General features: G+C 61.2%; 11 protein-coding genes. 9 read left to right on the top strand and 2 right to left on the bottom strand.

All coding sequences use genetic code 11. The features are described from left to right. Positions 1-183: 183 nt before the first annotated feature. Both FSY59_RS06885 and lolA read left to right on the top strand, forming a co-directional pair. Positions 184-2,544 (top strand): DNA translocase FtsK, encoded by a 2,361-nt coding sequence (locus FSY59_RS06885; protein WP_050872110.1) that lies wholly within the window; start codon positions 184-186, stop codon positions 2,542-2,544. 22 nt (positions 2,545-2,566) lie between these two features. Then, positions 2,567-3,202 carry an outer membrane lipoprotein chaperone LolA gene (gene lolA / locus FSY59_RS06890; protein ID WP_050872111.1) on the top strand — a complete coding sequence of 212 codons (636 nt, stop codon included), beginning with the start codon at positions 2,567-2,569 and terminating at the stop codon, positions 3,200-3,202. A gap of 131 nt (positions 3,203-3,333) precedes the next feature. Here the strand turns inward: lolA and brnQ are convergent, their stop codons facing one another. After that, positions 3,334-4,662: a branched-chain amino acid transport system II carrier protein gene (brnQ, locus tag FSY59_RS06895; RefSeq protein ID WP_003058223.1), complete on the bottom strand. Its 1,329-nt coding sequence runs from the start codon at positions 4,660-4,662 to the stop codon at positions 3,334-3,336. 402 nt (positions 4,663-5,064) lie between these two features. Here brnQ and FSY59_RS06900 point away from each other — a divergent pair, with 402 nt between their 5' ends. The 7 genes from FSY59_RS06900 to FSY59_RS06930 all read left to right on the top strand — a co-directional run bounded on the left by FSY59_RS06900 (position 5,065) and on the right by FSY59_RS06930 (position 12,520). Continuing rightward, positions 5,065-6,405, top strand: coding sequence for a replication-associated recombination protein A (locus FSY59_RS06900; protein WP_003058221.1), 1,341 nt, complete (start codon positions 5,065-5,067; stop codon positions 6,403-6,405). 350 nt (positions 6,406-6,755) lie between these two features. Beyond that, positions 6,756-7,685: a branched-chain amino acid ABC transporter permease gene (locus FSY59_RS06905; protein WP_003058220.1), complete on the top strand. Its 930-nt coding sequence runs from the start codon at positions 6,756-6,758 to the stop codon at positions 7,683-7,685. A gap of 10 nt (positions 7,686-7,695) precedes the next feature. Beyond that, complete coding sequence (locus FSY59_RS06910; RefSeq protein WP_003058219.1) at positions 7,696-8,775, top strand: ABC transporter ATP-binding protein; 1,080 nt, start codon at positions 7,696-7,698, stop codon at positions 8,773-8,775. A gap of 30 nt (positions 8,776-8,805) precedes the next feature. Further along, positions 8,806-9,588, top strand: coding sequence for an ABC transporter ATP-binding protein (locus tag FSY59_RS06915; RefSeq protein ID WP_003058217.1), 783 nt, complete (start codon positions 8,806-8,808; stop codon positions 9,586-9,588). A gap of 2 nt (positions 9,589-9,590) precedes the next feature. Next, positions 9,591-10,349 (top strand): ABC transporter ATP-binding protein, encoded by a 759-nt coding sequence (locus FSY59_RS06920; protein ID WP_148728705.1) that lies wholly within the window; start codon positions 9,591-9,593, stop codon positions 10,347-10,349. A 493-nt stretch (positions 10,350-10,842) separates the two neighbouring features. Further along, positions 10,843-11,490 (top strand): DUF47 domain-containing protein, encoded by a 648-nt coding sequence (locus FSY59_RS06925; RefSeq protein WP_003058214.1) that lies wholly within the window; start codon positions 10,843-10,845, stop codon positions 11,488-11,490. Between the two features lie 19 nt (positions 11,491-11,509). Next, entirely contained in the window at positions 11,510-12,520 is a 1,011-nt protein-coding gene (locus FSY59_RS06930; RefSeq protein ID WP_003058213.1) for an inorganic phosphate transporter, read from the top strand. A 107-nt stretch (positions 12,521-12,627) separates the two neighbouring features. Here the strand turns inward: FSY59_RS06930 and FSY59_RS06935 are convergent, their stop codons facing one another. Next, complete coding sequence (locus FSY59_RS06935; RefSeq protein ID WP_029158595.1) at positions 12,628-14,409, bottom strand: bifunctional diguanylate cyclase/phosphodiesterase; 1,782 nt, start codon at positions 14,407-14,409, stop codon at positions 12,628-12,630. Positions 14,410-14,558 lie beyond the last annotated feature (149 nt).

Here is a 14,558-nt window from a genome sequence, read left to right on the forward strand (position 1 = left end):
GCTCCGGATCAAGGTCTGCGCGTGCAGCGGTTTTTAATCACCGGAATTGTTAAAAATGATAGTGATGAAGCGAATCTGGCTGCCGTATGGCTGTTTTGTTGCATGTGCTTGCATTACGCTGAGCGATCGTCTTGGCCGAATGTACCGCTTGGATAAGGGCCTAAGGTAAGCTTGCGCCTGCGTATGACATATACATTGAACGCTTCGAACGCGTCTTCTTCCAGCAAATCAAAATCCCGCGCTGCCGCTCCGCGCTATGGAGTGATTCGCTTCAGCCAGGAGGTTTTGCTGTTGATCGGCCTGCTGGCACTGGTGTTCTGGCTCATGGCCATGTTCACCTACTCGCCGCAAGACGCAGCCTGGTCCACCTCGGGCGCCGGACAGAGGCCGTTTGTGCATAACTGGATGGGCCGTGTGGGCGCCTGGCTGGCTGATGCCTGCTACTTCGGCTTCGGCATGTCCATCTGGTGGCTGGTGCTGGCCGCCGTGCAGACCTGGGTGACATCGCTGGTGCGCTGGATGCGTGGCGGGGTGAACAAGGATGGCAGTCCTCTGGCGCTGATGCCGCTGTGGCGTCGCCGCTTTCTGTTCTGGGGCGGTCTGGCCATTTTGATGATTGCCAGCTGCGCGCTGGAATGGACGCGCCTGTACCGTTTCGAGAATCTGCTGCCTGGCCCCGCTGGCGGTGTGTTCGGTTACATGATGGGCTTCAACGCCCTCAAGTGGCTGGGCTTTGCCGGCTCGGGCCTGATCGGCATCTGCCTGTTCGTGCTGGGCGCCGCCATGGTGTTCGGCTTTTCCTGGGGCAAGCTGGCCGAGGGCCTGGGCGCGCGTCTGGACGGCATGGTGCAGTTCGGGCGTGAGCGCCGAGAAATTGCCAAGGATGTCTCGGCGGGCAAGAAAGCCGCTCGTGAGCGCGAGGAAGTGGTGTTTGACCGAACCGAGGGCGCGATCACGGCACCGGTGCACCAGCCTGTGCAGATCATCGAGCCCGTGCTGCAGGAGGCCAGCCAGCCCAGCGCCCGGGTGGTCAAGGAGCGCCAGAAGCCGCTGTTCACCGATCATCTCGACAGCAAGCTGCCTCAGGTGGACCTGCTGGACCAGGCCCAGCAGCGCCAGGAGCTGGTGTCTGCCGAGACGCTGGAGATGACCAGCCGGCTGATTGAAAAGCGCCTCAAGGACTTTGGCGTGGAAGTGCGTGTGGTTGCGGCCATGCCCGGCCCTGTGATCACGCGCTACGAGATCGAACCCGCCACGGGCGTCAAGGGCTCGCAGATCGTCAATCTGGCCAAGGATCTGGCGCGTTCGCTGTCCCTGGTGTCGATCCGCGTGATCGAGACCATTCCCGGCAAGAACTTCATGGCGCTGGAGCTGCCCAATGCCAAGCGCCAATCGATCCGCTTGTCCGAGGTGCTGGGCTCGCAGGTCTATCACGACGCCAAGAGTCTGCTGACCATGGGACTGGGCAAGGACATCGTGGGCAACTCCGTGGTCGCCGATCTGGCCAAGATGCCCCACGTGCTGGTCGCCGGCACGACCGGCTCGGGCAAGTCCGTGGGTATCAACGCCATGATTCTGTCCCTGCTCTACAAGGCAGAGGCGCGCGATGTGCGTCTGCTCATGATCGATCCCAAGATGCTTGAAATGTCGGTCTATGAAGGCATTCCCCATTTGCTGTGCCCCGTGGTCACCGACATGAAGCAGGCGGCCAACGGTCTGAACTGGTGCGTGGCCGAGATGGAGCGCCGCTACAAGCTCATGAGCAAGCTCGGCGTGCGCAATCTGGCCGGCTACAACAGCAAGATCGACGAGGCCAAGGCGCGCGAGGAGTCGATTCCCAATCCCTTCAGCCTGACGCCCGAGGAGCCCGAGCCGCTGCAGCGCCTGCCGCACATCGTCATCGTGATCGACGAGCTGGCCGATCTGATGATGGTGGTGGGCAAGAAGATCGAAGAACTCATCGCCCGCCTTGCGCAAAAGGCGCGTGCGGCCGGCATTCATCTGATTCTTGCGACCCAGCGCCCCAGCGTGGACGTGATCACCGGCCTGATCAAGGCCAATATTCCGACGCGTATTGCCTTCCAGGTCTCCAGCAAGATCGACAGCCGCACCGTGCTGGACCAGATGGGGGCCGAAACCCTGCTGGGCATGGGCGACATGCTCTACATGGCCAGCGGCACCGGTCTGCCGATTCGCGTGCATGGCGCTTTTGTCTCCGACGACGAGGTGCACCGTGTGGTCAGCTATCTCAAGGAGCAGGGCGATCCCGACTACATCGAAGGCATCCTGGAAGGCGGCTCTGTCGACGGCGAGGGGGGCGATGACGATGGCGAGGGCGGCGGCGAAAAGGACGAGCTGTACGATCAGGCTGTCGAAATCGTGCTGAAGGACCGCAAGGCCAGCATTTCCTATGTTCAGCGCAAACTGCGCATCGGCTACAACCGCTCGGCCAATCTGCTCGAGCAGATGGAAAAGGCCGGCCTGGTCAGCTCGCTCACATCCAGTGGGCAGCGCGATGTTCTAGTTCCGGCTCGCAGCGAGTGAGCCGCGCACAAGAAGGAGAGTCATGAAACGTCTTTTGACTGCAATTTTGATGGTTGGCAGCGCAAGTGCTGCAATGGCTGATGGTCTGAAAAGCCTTGAGTCCTTCATGAAGAATGCCCAGGCGGGCAAGGCCGACTTCACCCAGTCCGTGACCTCGCCCCCCAAGTCCGGGCAGGAGGCGCGTACCAAGGTGTCCAGCGGCAGCTTCGAATTCCAGCGGCCCGGCAAGTTCCGCTTCAACTACACCAAGCCTTTCGAGCAGCTCATCGTGGCCGACGGCAAGACGCTGTGGCTGTACGATGCCGACCTGAACCAGGTGACGGAGCGTGCCCAGGCCCAGGTGCTGGGCAGCACACCGGCGGCCATCCTGACCTCTGCCACCGATCTCAAGGCCTTGAAGGCCGATTTCGAGCTGGGCAACCAGCCTGATGCCGATGGTCTGGAATGGGTGCTGGCCAGTCCCAGGCAGAAAGGCGGTCAGCTCAAGAGTGTGCGCATAGGCTTCACACCCGAAGGAAAGCTGGCAGCGCTGGATATCGAGGACAGCTTTGGCCAGCGCTCGCTGATGCAGTTCAAGGGCCTGCAAACCCAGGCTTCCCTGCCGGCATCGACCTTCCACTTCACGGTGCCCAAGGGGGCCGACGTGCTCAAGCAGTAAAAGCGCGGCATGCATCGGCAAAAAGGCCTGCGGATGGTGTTCGCAGGCCTTTTTTATGTGAAACAAGGGTCAATCCCTTGTGAGTGAAGCACGGATGGCTATGCTTTTGGAAGCTATCCTCCAGCTTGAGATCAGGCTCGCGTGGCGTTTGCGGCAGCCCGCTTGTTGCCGAGGGCGAAATCCAGCAGGCCTGCCAGCACCAGCACGCAGACCACCGGGGTGACCCAGCCCATGCCCAGGGCGGCACCGGGCAGCATGTCCAGCCAGGCGGGCACCAGGAAGTCGAGCTTGGCAGCCCTGGCGGCATCAAACAGGCCGAAGACCAGGGAGGTGCTCATCACGGGGATGTAGACGAGCGCCGGCTGGTTCCAGCGGTGCAGCAGGCTCAGGGCGATCAGGGCGATGGCCACTGGATACAGGCCCACGAGCACAGGCACGGCCACGGCAATCAGCTGGGCCAGGCCCTGGTTGGCCACGGCAGTGCTGAAGATCGACAGGCCGATGACCATGGTGCGATAGGAGATGCCGGTCAGCTCGCTGAAGAAGCTGCTGCAGGCCGTGATCAGGCCCACGCCGGTGGTCAGGCAGGCCAGCATGATGACGGTGGCCAGCAGCCACAGACCTGCGGGGCCGAAGGTCTGCTGCACAAAGGCCGTGAGAATCTGCACGCCGGTGGAGGCGTTGGCGGCCAGCTGGCTGTTGGTGGCGCCCAGATACATCAGTGAGACATAGACCAGACCCAGGCAGGTCGCGGCAATGATGCCGGCATAGATGCAGTAGCGCGTATGAAGCCTGCTGTCGCTCACGCCGGCGGCCTTGATCGCGTTGACGATGACGATGCCGAAGATCAGCGAGGCCAGCGCGTCCATGGTCTGATAGCCCTGCAGAAAGCCTTCGGAGAAGGCGGCTGCCTGCGAGGCATAGGCCTCGGTGCTGACGCTGTAGCCATCCACGGGGGCCAGCACGGCAGAGCCGCCGAGCACGGCCAGCGCCAGGATCAGCACGGGCGTGATGATCTTGCCCACGTTGTCCATGAGCTTGCCGGGGAACAGCGACAGCAGCGCCACGGCCACGAAATAGGCGATGGTGAAGGCCAGCAGCATGGCGGGCGTGTTTCCGACGAAGGGGGCCAGGCCCATTTCGAAGGACACGGTGGCCGTGCGTGGCGTCGCAAACAGAGGGCCTATGGTCAGATAGATGGCCACGGCCAGCACCAGGCCGGCAATGCGGCCTATGGGGCTGGTCAGGGTGTCCAGACCGCCGCCCACGCGGGCCAGGGCGATCACCCCGAGCAGGGGCAGACCGACGCCGGTCAGCAGAAAGCCGGTCGAGGCTCCGAGCAGGTTTTCACCGGCGGCCAGGCCCACCATGGGAGGGAAGATGATGTTGCCTGCCCCGAGGAACAGGGCAAAGGTCATGAAACCAAGGGCAAAAATGTCCCAGGTCTTGAGTTTTTTCATACGCGTAGGCTCAGGCGTGCAGCGCTGGCACGCCCTGGAGCAGTGTGGAACCAAGGAAAGTTTGCGGATGCTTTCGATTGATTTCTGGCTGATGGCGGTAGCCCTATCAGGCACAGGCATTGCGCGGCGCAGATGAGGCGGCCCGCAATGAATCTAAACGCGCTGCCGGGCCTGGCTGGCCTGGTTTTTGGCAGGCCGGATGGGGGCAGTACCTCCATGGGGCGAGGGGTGGCCTCGTTAATGGAGAGATTGAATCCGTTAAAACGCTATTTTGTCTTATGAAAAATTCTGATAGGAGTGCTGGGGTTAAGCGCTATCGATGGTGGCTGCAATCCAGTGCGTAAAACAGTCCCGACCCATTTGGCTGCACGGGCGGCCGTAGCGTTGGATACTTGAGGGGCCATGGTTACGCACAACAACTCCTCATCTTCGGCCATTCCCCATCAGCCCCTGGCCGAGCGCCTGCGGCCGCGCACGCTGGCCGAAGTCATTGGCCAGCAGCATGTGCTGGGAGAGGGCATGCCGCTGCGTCTGGCCTTCGAGTCGGGCCGCCCGCACAGCTGCATACTCTGGGGGCCGCCCGGCGTGGGCAAGACCACGATTGCCCGGCTCATGGCCGATGCCTTTGATGCACAGTTCATTTCCATCAGCGCCGTACTGGGTGGTGTCAAGGACATCCGCGAGGCCGTGGAGCAGGCGCAGGCCGCGCGAAGCGGCCTGCTGCAGCAGCGCACCATCGTGTTCGTGGACGAGGTGCACCGCTTCAACAAAAGCCAGCAGGACGCTTTTCTGCCCCATGTGGAAAGCGGACTGTTCACCTTCATCGGTGCGACCACGGAGAACCCGTCGTTCGAGGTCAACTCGGCCCTGCTGTCGCGGGCAGCTGTCTATGTGCTGCAAAGTCTGACGACCGACGATCTGAAGCAGATTGTGGCCAAAGCCCAGGTCATCAAGGCGGTTCCCACTATCGAAGATGAAGCGCTGGATCGCTTGATTGCCTACGCTGACGGCGATGCACGCCGCTTGCTGAACACGCTGGAGACCCTGTCCATCACGGCCGAGCAGGCGGGGGTGGAAAGCATTACCGATGGCTGGCTGCTCAAGGTGCTGGGCGAGCGCATGCGCCGCTATGACAAGGGGGGCGAGCAGTTCTACGACACCATCAGCGCGCTGCACAAATCCGTGCGCGGCTCGGACCCCGATGCGGCGCTGTACTGGTTTTGCCGCATGCTGGACGGCGGGGCCGATCCGCGCTATCTGGCGCGCCGCATCGTGCGCATGGCCTGGGAAGACATCGGACTTGCCGACCCGCGCGCCATGCAGATGTGCAACGATGCCGCTGCGACCTATGAACGCCTGGGCAGCCCCGAGGGTGAACTGGCCCTGGCCCAGGCCGTGATCTACCTGGCTGTGGCGCCCAAGAGCAATGCCGGCTATATGGCCTACAACAAGGCCAAGGCCTTTGTGAAGGGCGACACCACAAGGCCTGTACCGCTTCATCTGCGCAACGCCCCAACCAAGCTGATGAAGCAGCTGGACTACGGCCGGGATTACCGCTATGCCCACAGCGAGGAGGGCGGCTTTGCGGCGGGAGAGCGCTATCTGCCTGAAGGAATGGAAGACCCCGGCTTCTACCAGCCCGTGGCGCGGGGGCTGGAAATCAAGATCGGCCAGAAGCTGGCAGAGCTCAAGGCGCTCAACGACGCCGCTCGCGCGGCAGATGATGAGCAGGCCGGCTTGTAAAGCGCGAGTTGCCCAGGTGTTGCACAACTGGCACTGGTTGAATGCTGCATTTTTTGCGGCGTTTCTAGGGTTTTTCGCTAGTTCGGGTGGCAAGTCGTGACTAAGTGCCTGTATTTATTGGGCTTGTGCTATCGATGAAATTATTGCGTTGCAGCATTTTGGGCCTGCGCACGGGAAACCCCGGCCCTGAGTCCTGAAAACAGCTCCCTAGAATCGATTCACTCTTTTGCGACAAGCAGCCCACAAAGCGGCGGACTGCAGAAGAGGAACCTTGGCATCGCTGGCTCCGTCGTTCGGGATGAGAGGCTCGCAGTGTCTCCGTCTTGGATCGAGGGAAGGGGAGCGCGCTTATGGATATCTTGCTGCAGCAGATCATCAATGGTCTGGTGTTAGGCAGCATGTACGCCTTGATAGCCCTGGGCTACACCATGGTGTACGGCATCATTCAGCTGATCAACTTCGCGCATGGCGAGGTGCTGATGGTAGGGGCTTTGACCAGCTGGAGCTGCATCGGCCTGATGCAGGAGGCAATGCCTTATCTGCCGGGCTGGCTCATGCTTTTGATCGCCGCCATCATCGCCTGCGTAGTGGCCGCATCGCTGAACTTCGTGATCGAGAAGGTGGCCTACCGGCCGCTGCGCAGCAGCCCGCGCCTTGCGCCGCTGATCACGGCCATCGGTGTCTCCATCCTGCTGCAGACCCTGGCCATGATCATCTGGAAGCCCAATTACAAGGCTTATCCCACGCTGCTGTCGTCCACGCCCTATGAGATCGGCACGGCAGTGATCACGCCCACGCAGATTCTGGTGCTGGCGGTCACGGCGATTGCGCTGGCCACGCTGATGTACCTGGTCAACTACACCAGGCTGGGGCGCGCGATGCGGGCCACGGCCGAAAACCCGCGTGTGGCAGCGCTGATGGGCGTCAAGCCCGATATGGTGATTTCCGCCACCTTCATCATCGGTGCCGTGCTGGCTGCGATTGCCGGCATCATGTATGCCTCCAACTACGGCACGGCTCATCACACCATGGGTTTCCTGCCGGGTCTCAAGGCCTTCACGGCGGCCGTATTCGGCGGCATCGGCAATCTGGCCGGAGCCGTGGTGGGCGGCCTGCTGCTGGGGCTGATCGAGTCCATCGGGTCAGGCTATATCGGCGATCTGACGGGCGGCGTGCTGGGCAGCCAGTACACCGATATCTTTGCCTTCATCGTGCTCATCATCATCCTGACGCTGCGCCCTTCGGGCCTGCTGGGTGAGCGTGTGGCGGACCGTGCCTGAGGGAGTGCCCATGAAGAACAACAAGACACTCCACTGGATCCTGGGCGGCATAGGCCTTCTGGTGCTGCCGCTGATCCTGCAGTATTTCGGCAATGCCTGGGTGCGCATCGCCGATCTGGCCCTGCTTTACGTGATGCTGGCGCTGGGCCTGAACATCGTGGTCGGTTACGCCGGCCTGCTGGATCTGGGCTATGTGGCTTTCTATGCCGTGGGCGCCTATATGTTTGCGCTCATGGCATCGCCGCATCTGGCCGAGACCTTCGAAGGCTTTGTAGCCATGTTTCCCAACGGGCTGCACACCTCGATCTGGCTGGTGATTCCGCTGGGTATGTTGCTGGCCGCCTGTACGGGGGTGTTGCTGGGGCTGCCGGTGCTGCGGCTGCGCGGAGACTATCTGGCCATCGTGACACTGGGCTTCGGCGAGATCATCCGCATCTTCCTGAACAACCTGGATCAGCCCGTCAACATCACCAACGGCCCCAAGGGCATCGGCCAGATCGATTCGGTCAAGATCTTCGGCTTCGACCTGGCCAAGCGGCATGAGATCTTCGGCTACGACATCTCCTCCGTCACGCTGTACTACTACCTGTTTCTGGTGCTGGTGCTGGCCACCATCGTGATCTGCTACCGCTTGCAGGATTCGCGCATAGGCCGTGCCTGGATGGCGATCCGGGAGGATGAAATCGCCGCCAAGGCCATGGGCATCAATGTGCGCAATATGAAGCTGCTGGCCTTCGGCATGGGGGCTTCGTTTGGTGGCGTGGCCGGCTCCATGTTTGCTGCCTTCCAGGGCTTTGTCTCGCCCGAGTCCTTCAGCCTCATGGAGTCCGTGATGATCGTGGCAATGGTCGTGCTCGGCGGTCTGGGCCATATTCCCGGCGTGATTCTGGGGGCGGTGCTGCTCTCGGCCCTGCCCGAAGTGCTGCGCTATGTGGCCGGGCCGCTGCAGCAGATGACCGATGGACGCCTCGATGCTTCCATCCTGCGCCAGCTGCTGATCGCCCTGGCCATGATCGTCATCATGCTGATGCGCCCGCGCGGCCTCTGGCCCACGCCCGAGCATGCCAAAAGCCTGGATCGCCAGTCCTGATGACTGCACAGACAAGGAATGTGAACTGATATGGCAGAGAGCACGACTTCCGCAGTCCTTCATGTCTCGGACATCTCCAAGCGCTTTGGCGGGTTGCAGGCGCTGTCCGGTGTGAGCATGAAGATTGAGAGAGGCCAGGTCTATGGCCTGATCGGCCCCAATGGCGCGGGCAAGACCACGTTTTTCAATGTGATCACCGGCCTCTATACGCCCGATACCGGCAAGTTCGAGCTGGCCGGAAAGCCCTATGAGCCGACGGCGGTGCACAAGGTGGCCAGGGCCGGCATTGCCCGGACCTTCCAGAACATCCGCCTGTTTGCCGAGATGACGGCACTGGAAAACGTCATGGTCGGGCGCCATGTGCGCACGCATTCGGGCCTGCTCGGAGCGGTGTTTCGCACCAAGGGTTTCAAGGCCGAGGAAGCCGCGATTCGGGCCCGCTCGCGCGAGCTGCTCGACTATGTCGGCATCGGCAAGTATGCGGACTTCAAGGCGCGTACCTTGTCCTATGGCGACCAGCGTCGGCTGGAGATTGCCCGTGCTCTGGCGACAGACCCGCAGCTGATTGCGCTGGATGAGCCGGCTGCCGGCATGAACGCAACCGAGAAGGTGCAATTGCGTGAGCTGATCGACCGCATTCGCAACGACCACCGCACCATCTTGTTGATTGAGCACGATGTGAAGCTGGTCATGGGCCTGTGCGACCGGGTGACGGTGCTGGACTATGGCAAGCCGATTGCCGAAGGCACGCCTGCCGAAGTGCAGAAGAATGAAAAAGTGATTGAAGCCTATCTGGGCACGGGAGGCCATTGAAGATGCAGGATCAAGTGCTGGAACAGGCGCAGGCCTCCAAGTCCACGGCCCCGGTGTTGCTGCAGGTGAAGGGCCTGAAGGTGGGCTATGGCGGCATTCAGGCTGTCAACGGCGTGGACTTTCAGGTGCATCAGGGTGAGCTGGTTTCGTTGATCGGCTCCAACGGCGCGGGCAAAACCACGACCATGAAGGCCGTCACGCGAGGGCTGCCGATTGCCGATGGCGAAATTCTCTACCTGGGCCAAAGCATCAAGGGCAAGGGGGCTTGGGATCTGGTAGCCGAAGGATTGGTCATGGTGCCCGAGGGGCGCGGCGTGTTTGCCCGCATGACGATTACCGAAAATCTGCTCATGGGTGCCTACACCCGTAAGGACAAGGCCGGCATACAGGCGGATATCGAGCGCATGTTCGGCATCTTTCCGCGTCTGAAGGAGCGCAAGGATCAGCTGGCGGGCACCATGTCCGGGGGCGAGCAGCAGATGCTGGCCATGGCGCGCGCGCTCATGAGCCAGCCCAAGGTGCTGCTGCTGGACGAGCCGTCCATGGGCTTGTCGCCCATCATGGTGGACAAGATCTTCGAGGTGGTCAGCAATGTCTATGCGCTGGGTGTGACCATGGTGCTGGTGGAGCAGAACGCCAGTCGCGCGCTGGCGCTGGCCGATCGGGGTTATGTCATGGAGTCCGGCATCATCACCATGACGGGGCCGGGCCAGACCTTGCTGAGCGATCCGCGCGTGCGTGCGGCCTACCTGGGAGAGTAAGCCTCGACGAGGGGGCCTTCGATCGCTGTGCGCTGTACGATCGTGGCGCTCTCCCGCAGTCCAGGGCGAACCCTAATTCCCCTGAAATTCAAGAAAATGACAAAAAAATGACGTTTTTCATGGTTCTTTGATTGTTTTATTCATTTCTTTTTAGTTCCTTTTAATTCTTTTTTGTCGTTGCATAGAATTTGTATATTACAAAAAGAAGTATTTGGAACGTTTTCGCGTGGCAGAGTGACATGCTCCTGCGGTCGGTGCATTCGACGGGCGGATTTCTGCTTTGTGCTGCTGTCTGGAGGAATCACAGGCTTTGTGACAGTTCCTAACATGGCGCAGAGCTTGTATTTTATTTTTCGTGGTGCCCGAAGGGGTGTCTTGAAGACGCGCTGAAACGCACAATGACTCAAGAGTAAACTCCGCCCCGTTTGAGCCGGGAACCATGCACCTTTTTGCAGTGAGTCGCCTGGTTTCTTTTCCCCGGTAAGGAGCATTCATGCTGTTTGGCAAGCTATTGCCGCGCGAAGGCAATTTTTTCGAGATGTTCAATCAACATGCGGACCGCATCGTTGAAGCAGCTCATGCTTTCTCGCAACTCGTTGCAAATTACAACGATCCCCATCTGCGCGAAAAATACAACGCCGATGTGGACAACGCCGAGCGCGCAGCCGACCGTGTGACCCATGATGTCACCAAGCTGCTGCACAAGACCTTCATCACGCCCCTGGATCGCGAACATATCCACTCGCTGATCAACACCATGGACGACGTGGCCGACCTGATTCAGGACTCGGCCGAGACCATGGCCCTGTATGACGTGCGTCACATGACAGACGAAATCACACGTCTGACCGATCTTTGCGTGCGCTGCTGCGAACGTGTGCGTGATGCCGTCAAGCTGCTGGACCGCCTCTCGGACCCCACGATCGTGGACGCCGCCAGCAAGACCTGCGACGAGATCGACCGCCTGGAAGGCGATGCCGACCGCGTGATGCGTGCGGCCATGAGCAAGCTGTTCCGTGAAGAGCCCGATGTGCGTGAGGTGATCAAGCTCAAGGCTATCTATGAGCTGCTGGAAACCATCACGGACCGCTGCGAAGACGTGGCGAACCTGATCGAGGGCATCGTCCTCGAGAATTCCTGATTCTCGCTGGAGTCCGATCATGGAGCCGGTACAGGCAGCCCTCTGGGTTGTGATTTTGCTGGTGGTGCTCGCCTTGCTGTTCGATTTCATGAACGGCTTTCACGACGCTGCCAATTCGATTGCCACCGTGGTTTCCACGGGGGTTCTCAAACCTACTCAGGCCGTGGCATTTGCCGCGTTCTTCAACGTTGTGGCGGTTTTCGTCTTCCACCTCAGTGTGGCGGCAACCGTGGGCAAGGGTATTGTTCAGCCGGGCATCGTTGACACGCATGTCGTGTTCGGCGCTCTGGTGGGGGCCATCACCTGGAACATCATCACCTGGATCTACGGCATTCCCAGCAGTTCCTCGCATGCCCTGATAGGCGGCATCGTGGGTGCGGTGATCGCCAAGGCCGGCGCGGGCGCGCTGATCGCCAGCGGCATCTGGAAGACCGTGGCCTTCATCTTCGTCTCTCCCGTGCTGGGCTTTCTGCTGGGTTCGCTGATGATGGTGCTGGTGGCCTGGATTTTCCGCCGGGCCAGCCCGAATCGCGTGGACAAGTGGTTCCGCCGTCTGCAACTGGTGTCTGCCGGTGCCTACAGCCTGGGTCACGGCGGCAACGATGCGCAAAAGACCATCGGCATCATCTGGCTGCTGCTGATTGCCACGGGTTATGCCAATGCCGGTGATGCCGAGCCACCCTTGTGGACCATCGTGAGCTGCTATCTGGCCATCGGTCTGGGCACCATGTTTGGCGGCTGGCGCATCGTCAAGACCATGGGTCAGAAGATCACCAAGCTCAAGCCCGTAGGTGGCTTCTGCGCCGAATCCGGTGGTGCACTGACCCTGTTCTTCGCCACCTTCCTGGGGGTTCCCGTCTCGACCACGCACACCATTACCGGTGCCATCGTGGGCGTGGGCTCCACGCAGCGCGCGAGTGCCGTGCGCTGGGGCGTGGCTGGCAATATCGTCTGGGCATGGATTCTGACGATTCCTGCCAGCGCCTTTGTGGCATCCATTGCCTACTGGGTCAGCCTGCAACTGTATTGAGCTTGTGTACTCCTTGATTGATGGCGGTTAGCGCTTGCCAATCAGGGGTGAAATGCCAAAAAGGCTTCGCATTGCGAAGCCTTTTTTTCATGGCTGAAACACGGTAGTCAAGCTGCAGTTTCCTGCAGGCTGGATACGACCTGCCGCTGCAGCAGCGACCTGAGCTGGCCGACCGGTGCCGGGGGGCTGAGCAGATAGCCCATGAAATGCTCGCAGCCATATTGCGCCAGCAGGGCGCGCTGCTCCAGGGTTTCCACTCCTGCGCCGACTATCGTCATCTGATGGCGGGCGGCCAGCGCGATGGCCGCCTGCACGGCAGCTTCGGCGGCATTGTTGGGGCCCAGGCGCTGGACCAGGGAGTGCGAGAGCTTGAGCTGGTTCAGGGGAAGCTGCTGCAGCGCTTGCTGCATATGGGAACTGTCGCCAAAGTCGTCGAGTGACAGCCGCAGTCCCATGGTGCGAAGACGGGTGAGGGTCGGAACGATATCCGCGTGCGAGGGGCTCAGCGCTTGGGTGGAAAGCTCCAGCAGCAGCAAGGCCGGGTCGGCCCCTGTCTGGCTGATGATGTCCTGCAACTGCTCGGCCAGATCGGCCTGCCTGAGCTGCTTGGCGCTGATGTTGACGCAGATGGGCAGCTTGCCCAGTTGTGGATCGGCTTTCCATCTGGCCAATTGCTCGCAGGCGGCTTGAATGCTCCAGCGGCCCAGCGGAACGATGATGTCGGTTTCCTCGGCCACGGACAGGAAGATGCTCGGTGGTACCAGTCCTCGCCTAGGATGGCGCCAGCGCAGCAGGGCTTCCAGACCGTTGACGTCACCGCCGGCGGAGTATTGGGCCTGGTAATGCAGCTCGAACTGGCCCAGACGCAGGGCTTCGCGCAGCTCCTGCTCAAGGTGCTGGCGATCATTGGCCAGGATGCGCTGCTCGGGGCTGAAGAAGTGCAGGCCCCGGGCTTCCTCGTCGCGCAGGCGGTACATGGCGATCTCTGCCTGCTGAAGCAATTCGGTGGCGGAGCGAGAGTGCGGGCCGAACAAAGTGGCGCCGATATTGGCCTCCAGCATCGCGCTTTTGTTGCCGAGCGGGTAGCTGCCGTTCAGGCTTTCCTGCAGACGCTCTCCCAGACGTTCCACCAGTACCGTGCTCATCTCGATATCCGGAGAGAGATCCGAGACCATGATGACAAAGTGCGCAGCGTCCAGTCTGGCCACGGTATCGCAGGAGCGCACGCAGCCGAGAAGACGCTGTGCGATGTTCTGCGCCAGGCCGGCCGGGCTGTCCCCCGTGCTGGCGGGCGAGCCCGCCACCGGTTCCATGTCTATGGTCAGCAAGGCCCCGCGCCAGCCCGTGCGCTCGGACTGGATCATGGCCTGGGACAGCCGGTCCAGCAGCAGGCGCCGATTGGGCAGATTGGTCAGCACGTCGAAGAAGGAAAGGCTTTCAGCCTCGCTTGCATGAGGCAGCAGCTCCTTGCAGGCCAGCACGGTGTAATTGGCCGACAGGGCATGAGCCGACAGATTGAGCCTGCGTCCGTTGGGCAGCTGGAACTGGGCATGGGCCTGCTGGCGCGCAATCAGTGCTTGATGGCTTTGGGCGATATGGCTCAGGGCCGGGGCCAAGCTTGCCGGGGCTGCGCTTGCAGCTGTCTGCAGAGCGGTTTGCAGAGATGTGCCTACCTTGAGGGTGGGCCCCAGCCAGGGAAACAGCTGCAGATAACCATCATTCCAGCGCTGAGCCCGATTCTGGGCATCCAGCAGCACATAGCCGCTGCTGGTCTGCTCGAGAATGCGGAAAAGCTGCTCTCCGTACACGCCCACCAGACTGGTGGCGGCGGGAAAGGCGCTTTGCCCGTGCATGTCGGATCTGGCAGACTTTTCGTTAGTTGCAGACATAAGACCTCTTCAGGCTGGCGCAGCAAAGCCGTCGCATTGCGAAAACCGCCGGGATGCAGTCGTTGCAAGATGTTCCTCAGATCGGCATTGTGGGTTCTGTGGAATGTGCCGGCGGTGCTTTGGGGTCCAGAGGCGAAAAATTAGACTTT

It is taken from the genome of Comamonas sp. Z3, from assembly GCF_008121565.1.
GTDB classification, from domain to species: domain Bacteria; phylum Pseudomonadota; class Gammaproteobacteria; order Burkholderiales; family Burkholderiaceae_C; genus Comamonas; species Comamonas brasiliensis.

Excerpts from the sequence above, each read along its gene's own strand:
- FSY59_RS06930 (WP_003058213.1), top strand. The coding sequence starts at position 11,510 with ATGGAGCCGGTACAGGCAGCCCTCTGGGTTGTGATTTTGCTGGTGGTG.
- FSY59_RS06915 (WP_003058217.1), top strand. The coding sequence starts at position 8,806 with ATGGCAGAGAGCACGACTTCCGCAGTCCTTCATGTCTCGGACATCTCC.
- FSY59_RS06935 (WP_029158595.1), bottom strand. The coding sequence starts at position 14,409 with ATGTCTGCAACTAACGAAAAGTCTGCCAGATCCGACATGCACGGGCAA.
- FSY59_RS06900 (WP_003058221.1), top strand. The coding sequence starts at position 5,065 with ATGGTTACGCACAACAACTCCTCATCTTCGGCCATTCCCCATCAGCCC.
- FSY59_RS06905 (WP_003058220.1), top strand. The coding sequence starts at position 6,756 with ATGGATATCTTGCTGCAGCAGATCATCAATGGTCTGGTGTTAGGCAGC.
- FSY59_RS06925 (WP_003058214.1), top strand. The coding sequence starts at position 10,843 with ATGCTGTTTGGCAAGCTATTGCCGCGCGAAGGCAATTTTTTCGAGATG.
- FSY59_RS06920 (WP_148728705.1), top strand. The coding sequence starts at position 9,591 with ATGCAGGATCAAGTGCTGGAACAGGCGCAGGCCTCCAAGTCCACGGCC.
- lolA (WP_050872111.1), top strand. The coding sequence starts at position 2,567 with ATGAAACGTCTTTTGACTGCAATTTTGATGGTTGGCAGCGCAAGTGCT.
- brnQ (WP_003058223.1), bottom strand. The coding sequence starts at position 4,662 with ATGAAAAAACTCAAGACCTGGGACATTTTTGCCCTTGGTTTCATGACC.
- FSY59_RS06910 (WP_003058219.1), top strand. The coding sequence starts at position 7,696 with ATGAAGAACAACAAGACACTCCACTGGATCCTGGGCGGCATAGGCCTT.
- FSY59_RS06885 (WP_050872110.1), top strand. The coding sequence starts at position 184 with ATGACATATACATTGAACGCTTCGAACGCGTCTTCTTCCAGCAAATCA.